At 47.4% G+C, this 25,871-nt stretch carries 16 protein-coding genes; 5 read left to right on the forward strand and 11 right to left on the reverse strand.

The genetic code is table 11. The annotated features are described in order from the left end of the window. The first annotated feature begins 120 nt into the window (after nt 1-120). Entirely contained in the window at nt 121-1,533 is a 1,413-nt protein-coding gene (hemG, locus tag G493_RS0111045) for a protoporphyrinogen oxidase (protein ID WP_028580434.1), read from the forward strand. Nucleotides 1,534-1,830: 297 nt separating this feature from the next. On the opposite strand, the gene dnaA is transcribed toward hemG, so the two are convergent. The 3 genes from dnaA to icd form a co-directional block, all read right to left on the reverse strand. Further along, nucleotides 1,831-3,153, reverse strand: a complete 1,323-nt coding sequence (gene dnaA, locus G493_RS0111055) for a chromosomal replication initiator protein DnaA (protein WP_028580436.1) — start codon at nt 3,151-3,153, stop codon at nt 1,831-1,833. A gap of 706 nt (nt 3,154-3,859) precedes the next feature. Next, complete coding sequence (locus G493_RS28875; protein ID WP_051309234.1) at nt 3,860-4,636, reverse strand: ComF family protein; 777 nt, start codon at nt 4,634-4,636, stop codon at nt 3,860-3,862. An 86-nt stretch (nt 4,637-4,722) separates the two neighbouring features. Beyond that, the gene (icd, locus tag G493_RS0111065; protein WP_028580437.1) at nt 4,723-5,940 is read right to left on the reverse strand and encodes an isocitrate dehydrogenase (NADP(+)); all 1,218 of its coding nucleotides are present in this window, start codon (nt 5,938-5,940) and stop codon (nt 4,723-4,725) included. Between the two features lie 401 nt (nt 5,941-6,341). On the opposite strand from icd, the gene G493_RS0111070 reads away from it, so the two are divergent. The 4 genes from G493_RS0111070 (at nt 6,342) to G493_RS0111085 (ending at nt 14,375) form a co-directional block, all read left to right on the forward strand. After that, on the forward strand, nt 6,342-7,061 hold the full coding sequence (locus G493_RS0111070; protein ID WP_028580438.1) for a lysophospholipid acyltransferase family protein: 720 nt from the start codon (nt 6,342-6,344) through the stop codon (nt 7,059-7,061). A 389-nt stretch (nt 7,062-7,450) separates the two neighbouring features. Beyond that, entirely contained in the window at nt 7,451-10,120 is a 2,670-nt protein-coding gene (gene bamA / locus G493_RS0111075) for an outer membrane protein assembly factor BamA (protein WP_051309235.1), read from the forward strand. 31 nt (nt 10,121-10,151) lie between these two features. Next, nucleotides 10,152-13,682: a transcription-repair coupling factor gene (gene mfd / locus G493_RS0111080; protein WP_232363747.1), complete on the forward strand. Its 3,531-nt coding sequence runs from the start codon at nt 10,152-10,154 to the stop codon at nt 13,680-13,682. A gap of 3 nt (nt 13,683-13,685) precedes the next feature. After that, nucleotides 13,686-14,375 carry an HAD family hydrolase gene (locus G493_RS0111085; protein WP_028580441.1) on the forward strand — a complete coding sequence of 230 codons (690 nt, stop codon included), beginning with the start codon at nt 13,686-13,688 and terminating at the stop codon, nt 14,373-14,375. 82 nt (nt 14,376-14,457) lie between these two features. Here G493_RS0111085 and G493_RS0111090 read toward each other — a convergent pair whose 3' ends face one another. The 8 genes from G493_RS0111090 to G493_RS0111130 all read right to left on the reverse strand — a co-directional run bounded on the left by G493_RS0111090 (nt 14,458) and on the right by G493_RS0111130 (nt 25,843). Further along, the gene (locus tag G493_RS0111090; RefSeq protein WP_028580442.1) at nt 14,458-15,516 is read right to left on the reverse strand and encodes a coiled-coil domain-containing protein; all 1,059 of its coding nucleotides are present in this window, start codon (nt 15,514-15,516) and stop codon (nt 14,458-14,460) included. A gap of 215 nt (nt 15,517-15,731) precedes the next feature. Beyond that, nucleotides 15,732-17,471, reverse strand: a complete 1,740-nt coding sequence (locus tag G493_RS32105; protein ID WP_153306484.1) for an HD domain-containing phosphohydrolase — start codon at nt 17,469-17,471, stop codon at nt 15,732-15,734. Between the two features lie 47 nt (nt 17,472-17,518). After that, on the reverse strand, nt 17,519-19,219 hold the full coding sequence (locus tag G493_RS32110) for an HD-GYP domain-containing protein (RefSeq protein WP_051309237.1): 1,701 nt from the start codon (nt 19,217-19,219) through the stop codon (nt 17,519-17,521). Between the two features lie 117 nt (nt 19,220-19,336). Then, nucleotides 19,337-20,860, reverse strand: a complete 1,524-nt coding sequence (locus G493_RS0111105) for a cyclic nucleotide-binding domain-containing protein (protein WP_028580443.1) — start codon at nt 20,858-20,860, stop codon at nt 19,337-19,339. A 166-nt stretch (nt 20,861-21,026) separates the two neighbouring features. Further along, nucleotides 21,027-22,298, reverse strand: a complete 1,272-nt coding sequence (locus G493_RS0111115; protein WP_051309238.1) for an OmpP1/FadL family transporter — start codon at nt 22,296-22,298, stop codon at nt 21,027-21,029. Between the two features lie 309 nt (nt 22,299-22,607). After that, nucleotides 22,608-23,480, reverse strand: a complete 873-nt coding sequence (speB, locus tag G493_RS0111120) for an agmatinase (RefSeq protein ID WP_153306485.1) — start codon at nt 23,478-23,480, stop codon at nt 22,608-22,610. A 6-nt stretch (nt 23,481-23,486) separates the two neighbouring features. Next, nucleotides 23,487-24,653 (reverse strand): carboxynorspermidine decarboxylase, encoded by a 1,167-nt coding sequence (nspC, locus tag G493_RS0111125; protein WP_028580446.1) that lies wholly within the window; start codon nt 24,651-24,653, stop codon nt 23,487-23,489. Beyond that, on the reverse strand, nt 24,653-25,843 hold the full coding sequence (locus G493_RS0111130) for a saccharopine dehydrogenase family protein (protein WP_028580447.1): 1,191 nt from the start codon (nt 25,841-25,843) through the stop codon (nt 24,653-24,655). Before G493_RS0111130 ends, nspC begins: the two co-directional genes overlap by 1 nt. Between the last annotated feature and the right edge of the window lie 28 nt (nt 25,844-25,871).

Genomic DNA, 25,871 nt, shown 5'->3' on the forward strand with positions numbered 1-25,871 from the left:
AACAGAGCGAACAAGGCCCTTTCAATTATTCGGCCAACATGGTAAGCACGATACGTTTGCTGTCAAGCCCATGTATATGCAGTCATTCCACGACTGTTATTTTGATTTTGAGATCCCATTATGAGTACGCATTCCGATATCTGTATCCTTGGTGGAGGCATCTCCGGTCTCAGCGCCGCAACGTTTCTCTGTCATCACCACCCTGAAATACGCATTACCCTTCTGGAGAAAAATGCGACCTCCGGGGGAGCCATACAAAGTTACAAACAAGATGGTTACCTGGCAGAATGGGGCCCCCACGGTTTTCTGGACAACTGCAAAGAGAGTAAAGAGCTCATTCAGTGGGCAGGCCTGGAAACCCAAAAAGAACTTGCGCCTTTAAACAAATTTGTCCGTTACGTCTGCCTTCAGGGCAAATTGCAATGCATACCCCAGAAACCGTTGAAAATACTTGGCCAGCCACTGATACCTGTATCAGCAAAACTCCGTGTACTGGCAGATCTGTGGAAAACACCCTTACAGGGGGAACCAACAGTCGCGCAGTGGATTGAATACCGGTTTGGCAAACATCTCCTCCCCTTTGCCGACGCCGTATTTACCGGCACCTATGCGGGAGACATCCAACGGCTGAAGATCGATGCTGTCATGCCGGGGGTCAGACAGCTTGAACAACAAGCAGGCTCAGTTATCCGTGGTATTCTCCATAAACTTTTTAAAGCAAAAAAAAATAATACCAAAAAACAGGGGAAAAAAGGCCTGCCTTCCATGACAAGCTTTGCAGGAGGCATGGGCCAGCTCCCCATCGCCCTGTCTGAGGCACTGGCCAGGAATCCACAGGTAACTCTTCATTATAACTCTGAAGCCGTCTCCATAGTTTTTCAGGATGATAGATGGATAGTAGAAACTGCAGATACTACCTATACCTGCACGGACTTACTTGTCGCCTTGCCCATCAATGCCTGCCTGCCACTTCTCCAGCAATGTCCGAACATTCCCACTCCCCCATCCACCCAAGTCCCTGAGGCTGCGATAGCCTCGGTATTGCTTGGTTTTAACGCAGATGCACACATTCCCTTTGGCTTTGGATATCTGGCTCCTGAGCAGGAAAACCGCTTTCTTCTGGGAGCGTTGTTTTCCTCTCACATGTTTCCAGGGAGAGCACCAGAGGGAATGCAGTTGGTGGAGGCTCTGGTGGGAGGAAGAAGACACCCGGAACGACTGCAGCTCACCGATGAAGAACTGGTCAGCCGTGCCTATGAGGATCTTTCCAGCCTCATGGATCTCCCTGCCCAGCCGGTATATTCCCATGTCTTGCGCTCCACGGCAGCTATCCCTCAACTTGAAGAGAATGCCACCACGTTATTTCATTGGCGTGAAGAACTACACGCAACTTTTCCTCACCTGCATATCTGCGGTTTTGGCTGGAAGGGGATTGGCCTAAATGACATGATCAAAGAAGGAGCCGCCATGGCTGAGCGCTGCGTTCGCCGACAAACAGATCAGGCTCCGGAACTCAAAGCAGTCTACTTTTAAACGAAGAGTTTCCGATAGGTTATCAACCCAGTGGTGAAGGTACTCCTTGTTATGGATCGCCGTAACTGCTTAGGGGAAAGCGAACAACCTCAAAAAAAACACGTTTACAACCAGATACACACCATCCTGTTTTTTTTACAAGCAATCTGGTGCGGCATATAAAGTCATACGTAAACCAGGCTGATCGCGGAAAGATCAGGTGCTTTGTGAACAGTTGCGGAGCAGCAATAAAAAAATCCTGCATGGCATTAAAGCCATGCAGGATTTTTTTAGTCATTGGCAGAAAAACGAGAATCCTTATGATTTCAATTTTTCACACAGCATTTCCACCTGCTGCTTGGTTCCGCTTTTCTGCGACATGTCTCGTGTAATCACTTTTATCGCGTATAGTACAGTGGAGTGATCCCGATTATACATATTGCCGATATCGGCCAAGGACTCCTTTGTATATTTCCTGGTCAGATACATACCTATCTGACGGGGATAGGTGATGGCACGTTTACGTGAACGTGACCTCAACTCTTCTGTGGTTACCTTAAACTGCCTGCCGATGAGGTCTCGAATAGTTTCAGCGTTGATATCCGCGGAATTTTCTACCAAAGACCCGAGAACTTCATTGATCAAAGCGGCATCCGGCGCTTTTTTACGCACACAGGACTTGGCTTTGATACCAAGGATAGCACTCTCGATCTTCCGGATGTCACCTTTCAGTTTATCAGCAAGATGCTCGATCAGCTTTTTGCTCATCTTCAAATTGTTGACATTCACCTTATGCTCAATGATACGAGCACGGGTATCAAAATCAGGAGATTCAATATCAGTGACCAGCCCCGAGGTCATCCTGCTACGGAAGTCCTCATCCAACCCTTTAAGTTTCTTAGGCGACAACGCAGATGTCAAAATCACCCGCTGCCCGGACTTAATCAGGTAATCCAGAATAGTATTCAGTTCCTCCTGCGTTTTATTTTTTCCGATCAAAGTATGGATATCCTCTACCAACAGGATCTCGCAGGAATTGAGATACTTTCTGGAAAACAAATCCATTGTATTGTTTTTCAGATTTTGCACCATATCCGCTGAAAATTGTTGAGCTGTCAGGTATTGCAGCTTTGTGCCCGGTGCAACATCAAGAATTTTATGAACCACAGCCTGGGTAAGGTGGCTTTTACCCAACCCGGTTGAACTGTTCATAAACAGGCAATTTCCGTACGTACGATCACCCACAGCCAATGCATGACACGCTGACTGGGCCAACATGTTGGATTCCCCTACCATGAACTCATCAAAAGTAAACGCTGGATGCAGTGATCGATAACGAGATTGGACATCCTCAATGCCAGGCAATCGTAATTGACCTGAAGGATGTGGCGGAGCTACCTGCAACGGCTTCTGAGGCCCGGCTTGCAGACGTATACCACCTTTTACGCCCATTTTTTGGGCTATATCCTGGATTAGTTGTAAATAGCGGTCCTCAACCCAGGCACAAAAAAAACGATCTGGTCCAATCAAGTCGAGATTCTGGTCATTAACAAACTGGCACTCCAGCGGTTTGATCCAGAGGTTGAATTCACTCTTTGGTAGAGACGCCTCCAACGATGATTTAATTGCGCTCCACACCATAGGCATTTTCCTTTGAGGTTAATAAGTTATTGTAAATAAATGGGGACAAGTAACGGACCCGTACTTTGAAAGAATGTGGTCTGATCTACTGAAAATCGTCTCTATGGTCAAAAGTGATTTTCAGTGATTTAAGCGGCAAAATCAAGGTCACTGGATTATTTATCAAGATAATGAAATATTCAGGGAATAGAGCACAAGCTCAGCCTATCTTGTCCCGCTATCGAAGATTTTCAGTTTTCAACAGAAATCAAAAATTATATCAGCAATTTAATAGAGAGACTCACAAGTTATTAACAATCTGTTAACAAAATGATAACTTAATAAAGCTTCAAATAGCTCAATAAATCTTCTTATTCCTCTATTTTCAGGTTACGTGACATCGGCCTTCTTTAATCCCCCATGGCTGCGGGTTTTTTGAATAAAATAAATGAGGAAAAAAAATGTCTGTTTTAAAACCTCCCTCTTAAATATCTTTTTCAATTTCAAAATCGTTATTAACTGTTATTACGTTTTTTTTGAGCACCTCCCACAGTAAAAAACAACCGAAAACACACGGCAAATACTCAATAAATTGACCATTCTTGGTCTATAGCCAGATCTTGCAAAAAATGGATTTATGGAGTGTTAAATATCATGGGAAGGTCTACTGCAGGTGATAATGCAGCCTGTCCTTCAATGGCCGCGTATTGTCAACTTCTGGACGGCATCACCCACGGGATTTACCAGCCTGGCCGGGGGGCAAAATGGAGGTACTGGTTGCATAAGATCTGGAAACACTTCTGGCGACTGTCAGTACGTGAATCTCTGAAGGAGCAGCCTTCCTCAGTATTCGACAGCATGCATTCACCGTGGACCCGGTTGTATACACATCGTCTATGAGCAAAACCTTTTTATTTTTTACTGCCTCAAATGATGTCAGGGCAAAGCTATCTTTCAGGTTAGCACGCCTTTCTTTGCCACTGAGACTGGATTGAGGAATGGTGTTTTTTGTCCGAACAAGGGCTGTTACATTAAGCAGGGCTTTATTTTCAGGTAACAATTGACGGGCGAGAAGAATGGACTGATTGAATCCGCGTTGACGTAACCTCTTAATATGGAGGGGAACAGGAACAATGATATCAATCTCGGGAAGGCCGGTAAGCAAACCGTACTTTTCGACGAGGGAAGACAGAGTGGGAACGACTTCGGTCCGACCGGAAAATTTCAGTTTGACCAGTAATTCTGTAAGCGGTGGCTGATAATAGAACAGAGACCTGCAAGACTCATAAACCGGAGCATTACTCAGGCACTGGCCGCAAAGATGATCTTCTCCACCGGGAAAAGGTTCTCCGCAGCAGGTGCACAGCGGAGAAACCAATGGCCTGATATTGGCCAGGCAGTACTCACAAAAAAGCGGCGGCAGGGAATAATCCAACCGCCGCTCACAGGATAAACATCTGGGAGGAAAAACAAGATCGTGGAAGGCTCGGAGCAATCCAAACACGTTTCTCCCCTTACAGTGTGTCAGCAGTACTTCAAAAAGCTTTTACCTTGCGCCATAGCCGTTGAGTCGTGCTGCCCACCTGTTGATCAGATATTGGCAATAATGGCATCACCAAAGCCGGAACAGGACAATTCATTTGCACCATCCATTTGCCGGGCAAGGTCATAGGTGACGTTCTTCTCTGTTATGGTTTTTTCCAAAGCCTTTTTCACAGCATCAGCTGCTTCCTGCCAGCCAAGATATTCAAGCATCATCACTCCGGACAGGAGCACCGAGCCGGGATTGACTTTATCCAGACCAGCATATTTTGGCGCCGTACCATGGGTAGCCTCAAATATGGCTATGCCGTCGCCAATGTTTGCTCCGGGAGCAATACCAAGACCTCCTACCTGGGCGGCCAGGGCATCAGACATGTAATCACCGTTGAGGTTGGGCATTGCCAGCACCGAATATTCCTTTGGTCTCAGCAGAATCTGTTGAAACATGGCGTCTGCAATACGATCTTTGATCAGAATTTTACCCTCAGGCATCTTCCCATCGTATTTATCCCACAGCTCATCTTCGGAAATGGTCACCTCGCCGAATTCTTCGGCTGCCAGCTCATAGCCCCAATTGCGAAAAGCACCTTCCGTATATTTCATGATATTGCCCTTATGAACCAGGGTAACCGAATCCCTGTTGTGATCAATGGCATACTGCACGGCTTTGCGTACAAGACGCTTAGTACCGAATTCTGAAACAGGTTTGATGCCGATACCTGAATTATCACGAATTTCTGCGCCAATTTCGCTCCGTAAAAATTCAATGACCTTGTTTGCATCTGGGCTGCCGGCCTGCCACTCTATACCGGCGTAAACATCTTCCGTATTTTCACGAAAGATAACCATATCAACGTCTTCAGGATTCTTGACAGGCGATACAACCCCCTGGTAATAGCGCACAGGACGAACACAGGCATACAGGTCCAACACCTGACGCAGGGTCACATTCAGACTGCGCATTCCTTCACCCACCGGGGTAGTTAATGGGCCTTTAATATTGACTACATATTTTTTCAGGGCATCTATTGTATCCTGGGGCAGCCATTCTCCTGTCTGCTCAAACGCTTTTTCACCGGCCAACACTTCGAGCCAATGAATTTTTCTATTTCCAGAATATGCTTTTTCCACAGCTGCATCCAGGACCCTGGAAGCGGCGCGCCAGATGTCGGGTCCGATACCGTCTCCCTCAATAAAAGGAATAATGGGATCGTCAGGTACAGTGATCGAGCCATCCGAGTTAATAGTTATTACGTTGCCAGCCAAAGCAGCCTCCTTTGAATAAAGAACAATAGACAAGATATACTTATCATGGAAATATCAACTAGTTATGTTCTTAAATAGTATCAAGAAATACGACTATATTCGATTGCAGGACTCACGTCAATCGTACCAAGCATATGTCGTGTTTTTAACTCGAACGTATCACAAATATTTTGACAAATACTATAAACATTACATATCTACACAGATATTAGGATTTCTGCTCACAATAAAACATAGGGCCGTTCCCTGGCAACAGACTATCTCCAACAGCCTATATTTAAAAAGAACAGCTAAACAGTATTTCCGGATGACACTTGCTAAATTCACCATGCCGGGTATATTCGGCCCTACCCTCATCTTCCATAAACAGTTTTATATTAACATAAACACGGTAACGCCAGATGTCCGTACTCCAATTCATCCGCGCCCTTTTTCTTTTGATTATTGCTTTTCCGCTGACCATCGTTATCTCCACTCTTGCGCTAATGGATATTACGATTTTTAGAAAAGATGTGGAGAAAGCACATTTTTTTCCACGGGCATGGGGCCGTATCATTTGCTCAATTGTAGGTGTAAAAGTCAATATCGAAGGATTGGAAAACATCCGGCAGGAAGACACCTATATTTTTGCCGCCAACCATGCCAGCCAATTCGATATTTTTGCCTTTCAAGGGTACTTCCCCCACAGTTTTCGCTGGATTGCCAAAAAGGAACTGTTTAATATCCCTGTTTTTGGGAGAGCCATGCGAAAGGTAGGCTATATTTCCATTGATCGGTCAAAAGGACGTCAGGCGCTGAAAAGCCTTGAGGAGGCTGCCAGGCAGATATCTTCTGGAAAATCAGTACTCATTTTCCCGGAAGGCACCCGCACCCCTGACGGAAAAATGGCAGACTTCAAGGCAGGTGCTATTCTGCTTGCTATCAAGGCAGGTGTTCCAGTTGTCCCCCTGGCTTTCATCAACTCGTATAACATCCTCCCGAAAGGCAAGCTCCTCGCCAATTCGGGTACGGTAACCATCCGAATCGGCAGCCCCATAGCGACAGATCATTATCAAAGCAAGGACAAACAGGCTCTGACCCGCGAGCTGCAACAAAAGGTACAGTTATTGCATGACAAATAATCACGTTTCCTCTGGTTGCCCGACTGTCCCACATTTAATATTTTGGGGAAAAAGTCACCCTGTCGGCCAACACATATACGGCGGACGTATTCAAAGAGAGGGAGCCAACCAATGAATCATATTATAATTCTTTGCAAAATCAGGGATACATGTCATAATAACAGCTAAAAAGATACCATAGAGGCCTCCCCCACTCAGCGGGCAGGTCCATAGACATCACCACTACACGGTATATACCGGGAAGCGGTTGTCTGCATGTCAGGAAACGACATTGGATCGTTGAATCCAAAGATATTGTAGTCAGATCATCAAGGATAAGGTCCATCTCTGTTCCAGACATATATGCACAGCTTCCATACCCAGGATTCATAGTAAACAGGATCACTTTGATGCGTGCTTACACTCTATTTCCCAGGCGTTTTGGCAACTCCATCACCTTTTATCTGCTAGGTTTGCTGCTGTTTACCGCCTCAATTGCACAGGCTCTGGAACAGAATACAGCTTTTCTGCCTCTGAAAATTAACGCCTCTGCTCCTGATCTTCTGAGACAGAGAGCAGACGAGGCCCTGCAGAAAGCACTTCTGGCCAAAGGCTTCACCATGATATCCAGGAGCCAGGCTTCTTCCATGGCCAACTACACGGGAACCTGGCCACCCAAGGCGTCCCTGCTCTCTACAATTGCAGGAACATCGGGCTATGATTACGTGGCAACAGGCAGCCTGACACAGCTTGGAGAAAGGGTAAGCATCGACTTCTCGGTTTTTGATCTCCTGCAGCCTCAGTCGCCTTTCACTTCTTTTAAAGAAGGAAACAGTAGAGACCTGGAAGCCCTCGTCAACAGTGCGGTAACAGAAGCACTGGGCTACTCCAACCGTAGATTCTCCGTTGCTTCCATTGCTCCGGCAGGCAATCTGCGTATTGACTCCGGGGCTATTCTCAGAAAAATAACTACCAAACCAGGCGATATTTATGATCCCGCCACGTTGCGTGAGGATCTGAAATCTGTTTTCAGCATGGGATATTTCGACAATGTCGAAATTGAAGCCACAGATAGCGCAAAAGGTAAAAACATCATTTTTCGCGTACAGGAAAAACCGCTGATCGGCTCCCTCACCATTACGGGAACAGATCATATCAAAGAGAAAGATGTTAAAGATGCTGCGAATATTTCGGAAAACAGCATCCTTAACCCCACCAAGGTAAACGAGGCGGTCACCCGAATAAAGGAACTTTACAAATCCAAAGGATATTATAACACAACGGTTGATGCCCAGGTCAGCTACCCGGGTAAAGACAATGCAGAGATACAATTTGTCATTGATGAAGGGGAAAAGATAACCATCGAGGAGATCAGCTTCCAAGGCAACAAGTCTTTTGATGCTGATGATCTGGAAGACGTTATCCAGACAGGGACATATGCATGGTGGCTTTCCTGGCTCACCGATGCCGGTGTACTTAAAATGGATATCCTGAAGCAGGATGCTGCTCGTGTTAATGCCTATTATCACAACCATGGGTTTATCGAGGCTAAGGTCGGTGACCCCATTGTAGAACAGAAGGATGGCGACCTGTATGTGACCTTTCCCATTGAAGAAGGACCACGTTACCGTGTAGGTGTTGTAGACATCGACGGTGACCTGATTAAAGATAAAAGTGAACTGATCGATATGCTGAAGATTCGTGAAGAGCCTTTTCTTAACAGACAGACTCTGCGCGAAGATGCGACCAGACTTCAAGACCTGTACGCTGAAAACGGATACGCTTTTGCAGAGATTGCTCCAGAGATAAAAAAAGCAGAAGAGGGGCAGCGAGTGGACATCCAGCTTACCATAAGCAAGGGATCCCTGGTCTACTTCAACCGTATTGTTATTGAGGGCAATACCAGAACACGGGAAAATGTCATCCGTCGAGATCTGGCCGTGAAAGAAGGCGGAGTGTTTGATTCCAAAGCGATTCGCACCTCAACCCAGAAACTTCAGCGTCTTGGATATTTTGAAGAGGTCAATGTCACACCCAAGCCGACCTTAAATGAGGACCAGATGGATGTGGTTGTGGATGTCAAGGAAAAGGCTACCGGGCAATTCAGCATAGGTGCCGGTTACTCTTCTTCCGAAAACCTGATATTTATGGGAGAAATCAAAGAAGATAACATCTTTGGTACCGGTAATAACTTGTCTCTTGCCGCAAACCTGAGCAGCACCACAACCAGATACAACCTGAATTTCACCAACCCACGTCTGTTTGATTCCCAGATCTCTGCAGGTTTCGAACTCTTCAACTGGGAACGTGAATATGATGATTACACCAAAGATTCCACGGGTGCAGGTATAAACTTCGGCCATCCATTCTGGGAAAAATGGCGTATCTACTATGGCTACACCATCTCAGATACAGATCTGACAGATATTTCGGAAGATGCTTCTGTGGTTATCACCCGTTCAAAAGATATCCACCTTACCAGCGAAGGACGCGTCTCTCTTGTTCGAGATACCCGTAATCATCGTTTCATCCCAACCAGCGGGTCCAGAAATTCCATCGGAGTGCGTTACGCAGGCGGTCCCCTTGGCGGTGATGCCCAGTTTACAAAAGTTGAAGGCTCATCATCATGGTATTTTCCACTTGCCTGGGATATGGCGTTTCACGTCAAGGCTGCTGCAGGCCAGGTCTTTGAAAACGAGGATGATAAACTCCCTGTATACGAGCACTTCTACCTTGGCGGCATGCGTTCCATCAGAGGGTTTGACTCCCTTTCCATCAGCCCTATTGATGAAGAGACTGGAGAAAAAATCGGTGGTGACAAGATGTGGTACAGTAATGTCTCTGTCATTTTCCCGTTGGTTAAAGATATGGGAATGATGGGTGAAGTATTTACCGATTTCGGAAATGTGTATGCCGTTGAAGAAGACTGGGATTTCGGTGATTACAAGAAAAGCGCCGGTGTAGGTATATTGTGGCTGTCTCCGCTTGGCCCGCTGCGTCTCGCATGGGGATACAATCTCGATCAACAGGACGGCGAAGACAGTTCTAACTGGGACTTCAGCATGGGTGGTACCTTCTGATGTTCTGTCCTTTTCTCATACGCTGTAAATAGTGACTATACAGGAAACGCTGGACAAACTCAGTACAGCAAATGTTCTTCCCCCAGATATATCAGGACTCAATAGTGGATCAACAGCCTTGCTTCTCAGCAAGGCTGTTGAACATTTTCGGCAATCGATTTGTTGCGTTGTTCCTGCAGACGAACAGTTGGAAATTCTTGCCCAGGATATTGGCCTGTTTTCAGGGCAACAGGTTCTGGTGTACCCCAGTTTTGAAATTCCGCCCTATACACCTCTTTCTCCAGACCCTTCCACGGTAGGAGCAAGACTCTCAACCCTCTACCAAATTCAGGAAAACCCAAGCCCCGGTATCATTCTCACCTCCATTGAAGCTGTTATACGTCGTGTGCTTCCCTGGAAAGCCATTCAGGATCACTGTGAACTCATTATGGTTGGTGAAGACTTTGAACGGGACGCCCTGGTCCAAAATCTGATCAATGCAGGATACCAGCAAGCAGAAATGGTCCGGCAACAAGGTGATCTTGCTGTTCGTGGTGGCATCCTGGATGTTTTTCCACCAGCAGCTACCGAGGACAACCGGGGTCCACTTCGCCTTGATTTCTTTGGGGAGACGCTGGAATCAATCCGTATTTTTGATCCGTTGACACAACGATCTTTACGCGAACTGGATGAAGCGATTCTCCTGCCCGCCTCAGATATTCTCTTTGGCTCTTCTGAAGAATCTTCCCTGTGGAACAAACACCTGCTTGCCCAGGGCGAGCAGCATAACTGGCCCGCGGAATCCGTACATCTTCTCCGTGAACAATTTTCCAACCAGGAACGCTTTCCGGGCATAGAATTTTTTCTGCCCCTGGTCTACGGCGGTAAGAAGCATCTGCACAGTTTCTTTGACTACCTGGATGACACAACCAGAATCTTTCTCCTTGATCCACACGCCATTCAACAGAAACTTGATCTGCTCCATGAACGGATCAAAACCAATTATCAGGAAGCAGTCGACCACGGTCAGCCGGCCTGCCTACCCCAAGAACTGTTCATCCCTGCTGAAGAGCTTCACGAAAGCATGCAAAACCGATTGGCCGCCAGATTTGTCAGTCTGCCTGACCCTGATAATCCGGAACCACCATTGCCTGTCCAGACCGGCGACCATGCTCTGCTGAGGCAGGAAATAGAACTGCACAGAAAAAAACGCGGGCTTCTTGCGCCCCTTGCTGATCGAATCATTACCTGGCAAGGCAAGGGAGAACCCTGTCTGCTTACCTGTAAATCAAATCGTCAGGCAAAACATCTTGCTGAAATGCTGTCGAACTATCAACTGCAATGCAGGCAGCATACACCGCCAGTCAACCTTGATACTATCAAGGGAGCTGAGGAAATCCTCCTGATTGACTATCCCCTGTCTAAGGGGTTTGACCTGCTTGCCGAAGGGTATCACATTCTCTCGGCAAGGGAACTCTTCGGAGACAAGCGACTACAGACTGGCAGAACCACCAAAAAGGTACGGCATGAAGGTCAACCTGTACCACTTGAAGAACTTCGTCAAGGAGACATTGTTGTTCATCGTGAACATGGCGTCGGCGTATTTGACAGCCTGATCAATATGGAGTTCAACGGGCAACGGGGTGATTTCCTCAGCATTATGTATAAAGGAGAGGACAAGCTCTATGTTCCGGTGGACAAGCTGCACTGGGTCAGTAAATATCAGGGTTTGACTGATCAACAGCCGAAACTGGATAGTCTGGGTTCACAAAAATGGCAGGCTACCAAAAAAAAGGTCACTGACGCTGTCTGGAAAGTAGCCCAGGAGTTGCTGCAGATTTACGCCAAACGTGCCGTCCGCCAGGGACACCGATTCTCTCCACCAGGGACCATGTACAAAGAACTGGAAGAATCATTTCCCTACGAGGAAACCAGTGGACAGGCCCAGGCAATAGACAATGCACTTGAAGATCTTACCAGCGAACGCCCCATGGACCGTCTGGTCTGTGGAGATGTCGGCTATGGCAAGACCGAAGTTGCTGCCAGAGCAGCCTTCAAAGTTATTGAAGATGGATTCCAGGTTGCGGTACTCGTTCCCACCACAGTGCTGGCAGAACAACATGCAGCCACCTTTAGAGACCGTTTTTCCTCATTTCCAGTGGAAATCGCCTGTCTGAACCGATTTCGAACCACAAAACAACAAAAGGAGATCACCTCCGGAATCAGTGCAGGTACCGTTGACCTCGTTGTGGGAACCCATCGCCTGCTGTCCAAGGATGTGCAATTTACAAAACTTGGTCTCCTCATCGTCGATGAAGAGCACCGTTTTGGTGTCAGCCATAAGGAAAAAATAAAAAAACTCAAAGCTGCTGTTGATGTGCTGACTCTGACGGCAACTCCCATTCCCAGGACATTACAGATGTCTCTGCTTGGCATCAGGGATCTATCTGTCATTTCAACTCCTCCGCAACAGCGACGAGCAGTTAAGACGTTCCTGGCTAAACACGATCAACTGGTTATTCGAGAAGCAGCGTTACGGGAACTCCAAAGGGGAGGTCAGCTCTTTTTTGTTCACAATCGTGTGCGCACTATTTATCGCGTTGCCGAAAACATATCCGAACTGCTGCCCCATGCGCGGATCGGAGTAGCTCACGGCCAGATGGCAGGTCAACAGCTGGAAGAAGTCATGGTTGCTTTTATTAATCATGAAATAGATATCCTGGTCTGCACCACCATCGTGGAATCCGGATTGGATATTCCCAATGCCAATACCATTATCATCAATCGGGCAGATCACCTGGGGTTAGCCGATATCTACCAACTGCGCGGCCGTGTTGGCAGATCATCACGTCAGGCCTTTGCCTATCTACTGGTCCCCTCACTGGAGAGCCTGACCAAAGATGCAAAACAGCGCTTGCGTGCACTGATGGATAACTCCGAATTGGGGAGTGGCTTTAAACTGGCTATGAACGACCTGCAAATTCGCGGCGGTGGGAATTTGCTCGGAGTTTCTCAGTCCGGTCACATCGCAGCTGTGGGATACGACCTGTACCTTGAGCTGTTGCAGGCCACAGTGGCCGAACTGAAGCAAAAGGCTGCAGCAAAGGATGATACGTCCGTTCCTGATATCGACCCTGAGGTCAAACTCCAGATTAGTGCTTTTTTCAGTGACAGCTATATCCCTGATACGGCACAGCGTTATCAGCTCTACCGTCGCCTCTCCGGACTCAGTACTGCCACCAAAGAAGACTTAGACGATTTTGCAGCAGAAATTACAGACCGATATGGAACTATGCCGCCTGAAGCCAATAATCTGCTTGCCACCATTGGCTTGAAACAAGAGCTGCAACAACTCGGTATCCTCAAACTGGAGCAGGCTCCTGCCGGATTAATCTTCAGTTTTATAGATAATCCGCCATTTGAAGCGCAAAACCTGCTCAACCTCATCCAACAAAAACCTGGAAAGAAACATAAGCAACAGCAGCCAAGACTAACCCCGGACCAGCGTCTCATTGTGCCGCTGCAGGAAGGAAGTGATCTGTTTCCACAGATCAATGCTGTGCTGAATACGTTGAAGGAATAAGATATGTTAAACAAACACTGTGAAAAACAAAGCCCTGGGTTTTCCTGGGATACTGTAGATACAGTCCTCCTTGATATGGATGGAACACTGCTGGACAAGCATTTTGATGATTATTTCTGGGAGCAATACGTACCTGAGCACTATTCCCTTTTACATAATATCTCTGTTGAAGAATCCAAAAAGCAATTACTGGATAAATACAAAAAGGTGGAAAACACCTTAAACTGGGCTGATACCTTATACTGGTCTGAAGAGCTGGGACTTGATATACCTGAACTGAAAATGCGTATCAATCACCTGATTGGCGTCCACCCTTATGTGATAGAATTCCTGGAATTTTGCGTGCGGAAACGTAAAAAACTCTACCTCATTACCAATGCCCACTCAACAACCCTGTCCATAAAACTGAAACAGACAGCCATTGGCCCCTGGTTTGACCGTATTCTTTGTGCTGAAGAAGTAGGTTTTGCCAAAGAGGAGCCAGAATTCTGGGACAAACTTGAAGTCCTTCTCAAGTTTGAAAAAGACCGTACTCTATTGGTAGACGATACAGAGGAGGTGCTTGCAGTAGCACAGGATTTTGGCATAGGCCACCTGCTTTATCTGGCAAAACCAAGCAGCCGCAAACGCACCAGCTATTCCTGCCGTTTCCCTTCCATTGAATTCTTCAAAGAACTTTTCCCCAGAGAGTGAACACAGGGGTATCAAGAGTAGAAAAAAAAGCCTGTCAGGCATGACCGGACAGGCTTTTTTCACAATTATGGAGCGAGTTACATTATCCCCGACGTCTTTGGCGGATATAGTCTTTGGCCAGGGAAGGATGATCAGCAATGATCTGACCTTTCTCATCACCCATGCTTTTTACCAGGTGATCCATAACCTGTGCATAGGTCATATCTTTCTTCAGGGTTTCCTCAACCAGAGCGCTGATTTGGTCACGATCAGCAGGGTCATCAAAGTAGGTGAACAGGCGGTGCCCGTCATCATCCCCATCCTCTTCTAAAGAACCTTCCTCTTCCTCTACAGGAGCAGCAGCTTGCTCAGGTTCGGCTGTGCCGATAGCTTCAATGCTTTCCCGTAATTCAGTCTGCAGCTCTTTAATGAGGCTTGTGAGCGAATTCACTTCCTCTTTGCTGGCCACATCTTGTTTTTCCACTGCTTCCAGCCGACCGGGAAGGTCTCCCAGCATTTTTTCTGCAGAAATGCCAGCAAGTTTGCCTGTGGTCTCTTCGAGTTTACTCTCGATGGCAGCCAGAGCTTGATGCAGTTTTTCCACTGCTTCTTCCGAAGCAGACACTGCACCTGAGATCTCGTCTACTTTTTGGTGCGGGGCATACCCCTCGAGCTTACTTTCCAGAGCGTGAATTTTATTACCAAGCTCTTCAAGCCCTTTCTCCAGATCACTCTGCATGGCTTCGACAACCGCAGGCTCCACCACGGGAACAACGGTTTCTACCTCGGGCTCAGGTGCAGTTTCCTGTACACATTCGCATACGCTTTGGCATTCACGAGCAGAGGTAATACAGGTTACTCCATCAGCCAGCCATAATTTCAGGGTGGATTTCAACTGGCTATACATGCGGGCGGAACTGTCCCGATCCACTATCGCAACCGCACCAAGGAAGATCCCAAAAAGGACCGCAAGGCACACAGCAATGCCAAGAACCATACCAATGGCCCATTGGACAAGCTGAATCGCTCTGATAAACATCAGACCAATTGAGCTCCATACGCTTCCATCTGACGATGTACTTGTCAGATAGACAAGAAGCATGAAGATTACGAGAACAGCGCCAGCTTTGAGCAGTGGGGCGCGCATGACATTTGTTTTCATGAAAACTCCTCCGTGACTAAAAGATCTTTCCTGCCGGCTGGCGTACAAACTGGCCAGCATGAATGCATGAACAAAATGGCAGTAGGTACAAAAATTATATGGGTGGTTTTAGTGTATTTGCCCGTGAACAGCAAGAAAAATGTGACCGCGTGCCAGGCAATTGCGTTCTCTGGCGCACGCTTTGCACAATTTTTACCCTAGGTCTACAAAACTGTTCAATGTATATCCATGGGGACACGTTCTGTCTCATCGCCTGCAGGTGGATAGTGATGCAGTATCTTTCCGATTGCGTCCTGACGAGAAGAAAAAGCCCTTATCACTGTGGGATCGAAGCAGGTTCCCTGTCCGGCAACCACCTGCCTGCAGATCCATTCGTGGTCTACTTTCTGTTCCTGCTGCCAGATGGCTGCCAAAAAATCTTCATAGGCATCTGCCACCGCCATAATCCGTGCTTCCAGGGGTATTTCCTCCTCAGCCAAACCGTGGGGATATCCGAGCCCATCCCATCGTTCATGGTGAAAGTAGGCAATCGTCTTGGCCAAACCAAGAAAAGTACTTGCCGTCCCTTGTTCTTCCATGGATTTAATAAAATCGCCACCGGTTATGGTATGATTTCTAACCTGTTCGCACTCTTTGAGATCATGGGGATCCTGGTTCAGAAGTATGGAATCCGGCACAGAGACCTTTCCTATATCATGAAGTATGGAGGCATAGGAAATATCAGCAATAAACTGATCTGAAATTATCGTATGCCAGTCCGGATAGGTCTGCAGTTCCTGCGCTAGCTCGGCGCAGATTCCCATGACTCGCTCCAGATGAAAGGCTGGAGCACCTGTTCCCCTTTCACGGTATTCGGAAAGGTTAGCCAAAGCCAGAATGGTCGCCTCTTCGGTTACCCGTATTGTCTGAAGGAAGCGCACCAGGTCTTTCTCAAGTCTCCGGCGCGTACTGATATCACGCAATACCAACTGCACACCTATTATCTTTTGCTCACGCAGCAAAACCGAACCGTTCACCTCCATGCTCCGTTCTTCATCCGGAAAAGATTTTATGGTTACCTGGTACGCTTTGAGAGGTTTGGCTGTGGCCAGCATACGGACAATATGGGCCTCAAAATCTCCAGGACGCTTCTCTTTTAGCAACGAATAAAAGCAACTGCTCTCTTGCAGTATTTCTTTGCCAAAATGATGAATGAAAGGCGCATTTGCCTGCATAACTTGCCCTTGCAAGCCAATCAGAACAACTTCGTCTGCCAGGTTATCAAACAGCATCTTATACCGTTGTTCAGATACTTGCTGTTCCCTGGTTCGCCGTGCAATTTCCTTTTCAAGAAAAGCTGCGTGCTTTTTTAGGGCCGCAGCGGTTTCCTTTTCCTGTTGCCGCAGGTTAAACTCATGTTTACGCCCCCAGGTATCTGTCGCGCTCTGCGTTGCGGCAATGAGAACAAAACAGGACATAAAAAAGACATTGCTCACTGTCCAGGTCAACTGGCTGGAAAAAGCACCCTCAAAACCAGCTATAACAACCAGATACCCGGCCACCAGAAAAAAACCGCAAACCAATGTCTGCAAAGAAGTGAGAGGGGCCAAAGCGGTGTACAGAGTTATAATGAGGATAAGCGCAATATAATAAGGAGATATGTATCCTCCCATTTGTGAAATCATATACAGTACAGTGCCACCGGCACACAGATATGCACAAAGCCCTATGACCAGAGGCCAGCGTTGTTGCTGATCAAAATAATTGGCGGCAAGCAGCCCCATACCCAGGAACACACAGCCCATCCGTAACACAAAAAACATCTTAAACAGATGCGGAACCAGAACATAATCAAGCAGGGCAAACATTCCCACCAGGGACATACCGGCCAAGAGAATATAATACACCCTTCTGTGATGCAGATTCCGCAATTCAGCAAGGTACTGTTCATGGTATTTGGAAGTGATTCGATCCAATACTTTTCTGCTCCTTTGCGGATTTTTGGCAAGCAGACAAATGCTTATCAACTCAGCAACATATTCATTCTCAATATCTTGAATTGATTTTCCAGCCTGACAAAAGCGTTGACAACCTGTGGATCAAAATGCGCTCCACTCTGCTCAATAATATATTTTCTCGCATCTTCGTGTGAATGCGCCGCTTTGTAGGGACGACTTGAAGTCAGGGCATCATAGACATCTGCCAATGCAACTATTCTGGCCGACAGAGGGATATCGTCTCTGCATAAGCCTTTCGGATACCCGCTTCCATCCCATCGTTCGTGATGGAATCTTGTAATCTCCTGCCCCATGTGCAGGAATGACCCTCTTCCGGATCTGTCTTCAGCCCAGCGCAGTGTCTGGTAGCCAAACTCACAGTGCTGGCGCATCAAAGCCATCTCTTCATCTGTTAATGGGCCGGGCTTCAGTAAAATATGATCCGGAATTCCAACTTTTCCGATATCATGCAATACTGACGACTTATACAGATCCTCTATAAACAGCGGGGTAATCGTTTCCTCCAGAGTCGCCCCCCTGGCCAGATCCTGGGCAAGAAGTTTCGTATACTCACGTATGCGCTCAAGATGGGAGCCTGTATCATCATCCCGAAATTCAGCCAATCTTGCCAATCCTAATATGGCATTTTGACGTGAAGAATCTATAAGGCGCTGGGATTCCAACACCTGGCGTTCCATTTCCTTATTCAGGCTGATGTCACGGATGATAAGCTGATAAAGCTGCCTCCCCTGTTCTATATCCACTTCCTGTCCGCTGAGTTCCGCTTCAATAATCTCTTTTGTTTCTGCGGACTGCATGCACAGTTGCACGTTGGTTACCACTTCTTTATGCTTGAGCCTTTCTATGATATCTGTTCCTATGGTTTCCCGATTTTCTGCGCAGATAAACGAAACCCAGTTATGCCCCAGAAGCACTTCATCTTTGCCTGCAAGCATCTCAGCGGCAAACTTGTTGCGCTGGTAAATTATGCCATCAGCATCTATAACAATCACCATGTCACTGATATTGTTATAGAGATCTTTAAATTTCAATTCAGATTCTTCCAGTTCTGCCATCCGCTGCTGAACAGTCTCCTCCAGATTATCGGTTTGTTCAACCAGCTTTCCGCGTAATCTGCGAAGACTTTTCTGTGCTCGCAGTGCCTTGATCTGAGTAAACAGATCATCGTAACATTGAACAGTGGTCACGCCGACCATGGAAAGAAAAAAAAAGGAGTTATTCAGGGCATAACGCATTGCCAACTCGCCCGGCTCATCCACATAGAGCATAACGATAAGCATATAGACAAGATACATGGAAACGCCCGTTACCAGGGACTGAACAACGTTGAGCGGCAAAACAGAAAAAGCGCCGGCAATCATCAACAGAATACCGACATAGTAGTTGGAAACAAAACCTCCCAGCGCTGCTGCCATCAAAGATATGACAGTAGCTCCCAAAAGCATCATACAGTACATGATTTCATGCACATAACGCTTTCCCGCTGGATGTTTGAGCACTGTATACATCAGAAGGCAGGTCAACACATACATAACCCGGTATCCGGTAAACAGGCTGTACAATTGACGACAGCAGATAAAATCCAGGATGGAAAACAAAGAAAAAAAGATAATCGCCATCCAGATACATACCAGACTTCGCTGATAAAAAAGCAGCTTGATATCACCTGCATATTGTTGCTGTAACGGTGCTGTTATCGTATGCATTGCGCAGTCATTCCCCAGGATGTCTTTCTATATACGAATATACACAAATGATACAGAGAGGTTATACCTGTCCTTACATGATGATTTTCCTTTGAAAGCCGGTAGGTGAAGCACGAGTTACCCATCCTTTTCTGCCAGAGCAAACAGGTTCACATGATTCTCCTCTGCAAGGATGGTCACATTGTCTCCAAACGGAGTTGGTGCAAACAGCTCTTGCAAATCTGCTTCTGTACGGTAGATCAACTCCCATTTCAGCAACTTATCCAGAAAAAGAGAATCTGAGTAAAATGTAAAATTGCCTAAAAGGAGCTTACCTCCAGGCTTAAGGTGATTGTAACACTGGGTTACCAGTGCACGGAAAAGACGAACATCCAGATAATCGCAAAGTCCGGCAGAATAAATGATGTCTCTGGGTTCAATGGTGTGGGTTACCCTGCCCAACGACCACTTGATCACATTTTCACTCATCAGTCGTATGGAGGCGAGATGTGGAAATACATTTACATATTGATTGGTATAACGGAGAGCTTCGGTGTCGATATCTACACACAGGGCTTCCACCAGTGCATCGTGCTCGAACTCTTTTATGAAATCAAATAACTCCCTGTTAGGCCCGCACGCCAGGTTCATTATTCGAATGGGTTTTCCCAGTGAGGCCAGGTCCCCACAAATTTTCATCAGCTCTCCTTTAAGCAGTTCCCTGCGGCCACGTATTGCTAGGGACCCCGGGCGTTGTAAACAAAATTTATCTACAATTTCACCTAACTTACCTTCACCAACCGGTTCGTTTCGGTAAATATGCTCCATCATTAAAAAATCACCTGCATACCCTTTAGGCTTAAAATAGGCCCGTTCAGCGAAATGGCTACGCATGAAATAGGGGTAAATTTCCTTGAACACATAGCCCCAGACAACTTCTTCATGACCGCTTCCATCCATTTCATTCTTAAATTCATTTAATTGAGTATTCAGTTCGTGCAGTACGACAAAACAGCGTTCTTCACTGTCCCTGTCTTCTGTTTCAGAAGATTCGGCCTGCTGCAGTTTATGCGAAAGATTAAACAGCTCGGCCTTTATCTCTTCCATGCGCCTGCTGACGACCCCCCAACCCGAGGAATGAATTAATGATGTGGGTAACGGTTTGGATTCACTGTACCGGGTTGACCTGCGCGACGCCAGTGAGTCTGCATAGCCTGCAATTGGCTCCCGTTCCGAAGCTATTCTCCTGAACTTGGCACAGATATTTTTCGTGAGAAAATGGAGAAATTCTATATATAATTCAGAGTTGGACTTTGCCAACGCATCCATAATATCCTGCGTGAACACAGCAACACGGGTAGGTTCAATAGCCCTGATATCACGCACCCTGGTCTCGCCATCAAAAAAACCTATCTCACCAAAAAATTCACCCTGACCTATGAGAGCTACCGTGATGCGGGTATCGTGATTATCCGTGTAACTGACTTCAACAGTGCCTTCCTGAACATAATAAAAAGCCAGTTTATCAGAGCCAGACGCAAGAATCTGTTCCTGTTTTTTGAAGGTGCAGAGAGTTGTCTGGGAAAGAATTGCCGCAAGAAGGTTTTGCGTTGCTTCTGTCTCTTTGTCGAGAGTAACGGCAGAGGGAATAGAACTGTTCATAATTCCTCCAACGGTGCATGCACAAATCTTATGAAAATGCTCATTTCCGGAATCTCATGAGCCCGAAGTCCGCACTGTTCGTTACACTGAATGCGGACAGCCAAAGTCTCAAAAAAAACTGCTTTCCAACTCGTTACGCCAAAAAGATTCAACAGAAAACCAGCGTTTAGAAACGCCAGGTAAGGCTCGCATTCATGACATGTGCACAAGCTTCTGTAAACGACCCGTCGACAGTAGTGTTCTGACTGCCCTGGGAAGCCAGAATTGTTCGTTCATCAACGTCATGGTAGAGATAGCTGAAACTCAACTCGACCAGCTCTGAAAAACGATATGAGATACCTGCGGAATATCCAAGGACATCTCCATCAGGTAGCTCAAAGCCCAGAGTCTGCTCAGGAACCGGTGTCTCTTCTATATAGATTCCCGCCATAAAGCGCAGGGAGAAAGAGTATGCGTAGGTAAACCCCAGACGGAAGCTGTCACTGTCCTGCCAATTTTTTGCAATTGGCTGCTCAAAACTCTGGAAAGGTGTCCCTGTTACATCCATCTGAAAATCTGTATCAAAAGAGGTGACATCAGACCAGTAGGTCCTGTCCCAGGCTAATTCCACTGTCCACTGCCGCCACTGCCAGGAAGTTGCTACAGTGGTTACGGCAGGAGCCTCAATATCCAGGGATGAGGCAGTAAGGTAGGCCAGATGCTCTGCGCCGACACCAGCTTCCAGGGTACTCTCCCCTGCAAGGCCCAGGGTCACCGCCGACCTGTACGTCGCAGCAATTGTCCAGCTGGGAACAGGCCGCAGAGAAAGGGCCAGATTATATCCATAATCTGTAGAATCACCGTCACTACTCTGGCGCAGAAACGTAAGGGGACCTATCTGGGCCATGGGAGGGTTTATAATCACGTTTTCTGTTTTTCCCTTGCTGTGGAGCAGACGCAGGCCACCACCTATGCCAATTATATCTGAGTATGTATAGGAAATTGTGGGATTCAACTCTACAACCTTGAGGGAAGTTGTACGTGAAAAACTTTGCGGGTAGGGTTGTGTCCACTGCTTCTGCAGACCATAAGGATAGGTGAGGGACATACCCAGACGAAACCCTTTAAGGTCATTGGAGACCATGTGAACAAGGGGGAAGAAAAAAAGCTCTTCTTCAGACCTGCCGTTGAACAGCGCTGTTCGGCTGTCAGTATAATGGATACTGGGCAGGCTCAGTGCAGTCACACTGGTTTCAATCTGCATCTGATCATCCTGAAATCCCATGTTTGCAGGATTGAAATAGCTGCAGTCGGGTCCGGTCGCGGAAGCGACATTGGCCCCTGATTTGCCGATAGCCGCCGAAGATTGGAATGGGAGCCGGAATCCACTGGCTTCAGCCGCTCCAACAAACAACAGACAAAACAGTGCATGGTACAGCAAAAATCGAAAATTTTTCACCGTAAGCCTCCCAAACAATGGAGAGTCAAGCCCTATGTCGGATACTAGTAAACAATTGCCCTCATGAAGGGCAGTTTTTCAGCTAAAACGAAATATCGAGATACGTGAGATTTTAGGGCTCCCCCAAACCAGGAAGTCCCATATTCATTATGGGCCAGATAGGCTGTAAACACAAGAAATATCAGTAAACTCGGCAGGAAACAGACGTATCATGCAGGAGTTCTGCCCAGGCTGCAGACAAGGCATTTATGTGAACTCATGCTTGGCAGGGCAGCGTGATACTGCTGCCCCGAAGGGAATAAAAGGGCATTATTTGTCCAGTGTCAGACGCTGGATAAACCCCATGGTATTGTAGATCAGTTGGGCTGCCGCAAAATCGGAGGCTGGATCATGTTCCTGAGGTGCCAGCTCAACCACGTCAAAGCCTACTACCTGACGCCCCCTGATGACCAGATCAAGGAACTGCATGACTTGAAACCAGGATGGACCACCTGGCACGGGTGTACCGGTTGCACGTATCACCGAGGGATCAAACCCGTCCACATCCAAAGTGATGTAAATTTTTTTGGGAAAGTCTTCTGGAAGCAATGCTGCAGGGAACCCTTCGCGGTACAACTGTTGAGCATCCAAGGAGCGCACCTTATATCGCTGTCGGCTTTTTACCTCTTCCACGCTCATTGCGCGGACACCAAACTGGAACAGGGGCATTCCCAAATCAGCAACCGCCCTTCTCGCCACACAGGCATGACTCAACCTGCTGCCCTGGTAGGTTTCCCGTAAATCCGCATGTGCATCCAGCTGAACAAGACCGATATTTTTATCAGCTGCTGTTATACCACACAGGGCACCAATGGTCACACTGTGTTCCCCACCAAGGGTAACGGGTATCCGCTGTTGTTTCACCACAGAAGCCACGGTTGAACGGATTCGGCCAAGCACCTGGTCCATACTCCCGCTGCAGTCCACTGGAGCCTGGGTATGAATTCCTAAAACATGAGGTTCAGAAGCACCATCCCAGGCCTCAAGCTGCTGCGATGCCTCAAGGATTGCGGCAGGTCCGCGAGCTGTACCTCCCCCGTAAGAGACAGTTTGCTCAAGGGGAACCGGGATAATATGAAACAGAGCCTGATCAGGCTCGCGAAGACTGCATTCTGAGGAAAGAAAATCAGGGAGATACACTATAATCCACTACAGGCGTTGTTTGAAATCAGTATAGCCAAAGGTTTTGACTACCTTACATTGTTCAGAGTCCGGATCCCAGGTAACAATATCCGGTAACTTCACCCCGTTAAAGGTGTTTGTTTTCACCATGGTGTAAATGGCCATATCCGTAAACACGAGTTGCTGACCCACTTCAAGAGGCCTGGGGAAAGAATACTCCCCGGCCACATCTCCGGCAAGACAGGAAAGTCCTCCAATCCTGCAGGTATACGGCTGTTCACCTGGCAGCGAAGAGCCTATGATGTGCGGACGATAGGGCATTTCCAATACATCGGGCATATGTGCAGGGACAGAGGCATCCATAATGGCTATGGGCATGTCTGCCTGGATAATGTCCAGGACCGTAGCCACAAGATAACCTGTGTTCAATGCTACAGCTTCTCCGGGCTCAAGGTACACCTGGACCTGCCAGCGCTGCTGAAAGGTGTTGATAATATCAACCAGCAGCTCTCTGTCATAGTCTGCCCGTGTAATATGGTGACCACCTCCAAAATTTACATAATCCATCCGGGGCAGGACATCACCAAAAGCATTCTCGACTGCAGCAACAGTACGCTGCAGGCAGTCGGCATCCTGTTCACAGAGGTTATGCCAGTGTAATCCTTTTACCGTCCCAATCCTGTCTGACAGAAAATGCTCCCGCCTGATGCCGAGACGGGAGCCAGGAGAACAGGGATCGTACATTGGAACAGTTCCTTCTGAATGCTCAGGATTGATCCGCAGACCAAAATGCAGAATATTCCCGGCCTGTTCGGCGACCTGCTTTGCCAGAGGGCCGAAACGCTCAAACTGCGCAAAAGAATTGAACACCAGATGATCACAGGTCTTGGCAAGAGCTCTGATATCAGATTCGGAAAAAGCCGCGGCAAAGGCGTGCACCTCCCGCTGAAATTCCTCGCGCCCCAACCTGGCCTCATAGGGTGAACTGGCACAGATACCGTCAAGATACTGCCGGAGCAGAGGAAAGGTCGCATACATGGCAAAACATTTGAGTGCCAGTAATATTTTGCAACCTGTTCTCTGTCTTACCTGGTCCAGAATCCGGCAGTTGTCCTCCAGGAGCCCCAGGTCAACCACAAAGGCCGGTGTTGCTATTCTGTTGGGATTAAGCCGGCAGGCTAGGCGACCGTCAATCACAGTTCTTCCGCCTTCCAGGGAAGTCCGTGAACATTCAGTGCTTCCATGAAAGGATCAGGATCAAACTGCTCCATATTCCATACACCAGGTGCTTTCCATGCACCGGTCAGCATCATCATGGCTCCAATCATGGCAGGCACACCGGTAGTATAGGAAATGGCCTGGGAGCCTACTTCATTGTATGCAGCTTCATGGCTGCAGATATTGTAGACATACAAGGTTTTTTCCTTCCCGTTCTGCACGCCTTTCATGAGGCAACCTATACAGGTTTTTCCACTGGTCAAAGGGCCCAGTGATGCTGGCTCCGGCAAAACAGCCTTTAAAAACTTGAGTGGGATTATCTCCTGGCCACCATAATTGACAGGGTCAATGCGAGTCATGCCGACATTTTCCAGAACCCGCAAATGCGTCAGGTACTGTTCGGAAAAAGTCATCCAGAAACGGGCCCGCTTTAAACCTTTCAGGTTCTGTACCAGGGATTCCAGTTCCTCGTGATACATGAGAAAGCATTTTTTGGGGCCAATCCCCTCCGGAAAATCATACATCATGGACCAGGAAAGGGGATCGGTCTCCACCCATTCTCCATGCTCCCAGTAGCGGCCGCGCTGGGTAATCTCCCGTATATTGATCTCTGGATTAAAATTGGTGGCAAAATGCTGCCCATGGTCACCTGCATTACAGTCAATGATATCCAGTTGGTGAATTTCATCAAAATGATGCTTCATGGCCCAGGCAGCGAACACATTGGTCACCCCTGGATCAAAACCAGAGCCAAGGAGAGCCATAATATTGTTTTCTGCAAAACGATCCTGATACGCCCACTGCCATTTATACTCAAATTTGGCTTCATCAGGCGGCTCGTAATTGGCAGTGTCAAGGTAATCAACACCTGCCTCAAGACAGGCATCCATCAGCGGAAGATCCTGATACGGCAAGGCAACGTTGAGAACCAAGTCAGGCTTGATACGCCTGATAAGGGCCACGGTCTGACTCACATCATCGGCATCCAGGGCCTCTGTGGTGATCACTCTGCCGATCCGTTTTTTAATTTCCCCGGCAATAGCATCGCATTTTTGCTTGGTTCGGCTGGCAAGGGTGATCTCTGTAAAGACATCCGCTACCTGGGCGCATTTATGGGCGACCACGCTGCCAACGCCACCGGCACCGATAATCAAAACATGAGCCATGTTTATTCTCCTTTATCCTGTGTCACAT

The sequence above is a fragment of the Desulfogranum japonicum DSM 18378 genome, from assembly GCF_000429945.1.
Taxonomy (GTDB): Bacteria; Desulfobacterota; Desulfobulbia; order Desulfobulbales; family Desulfobulbaceae; genus Desulfogranum; species Desulfogranum japonicum.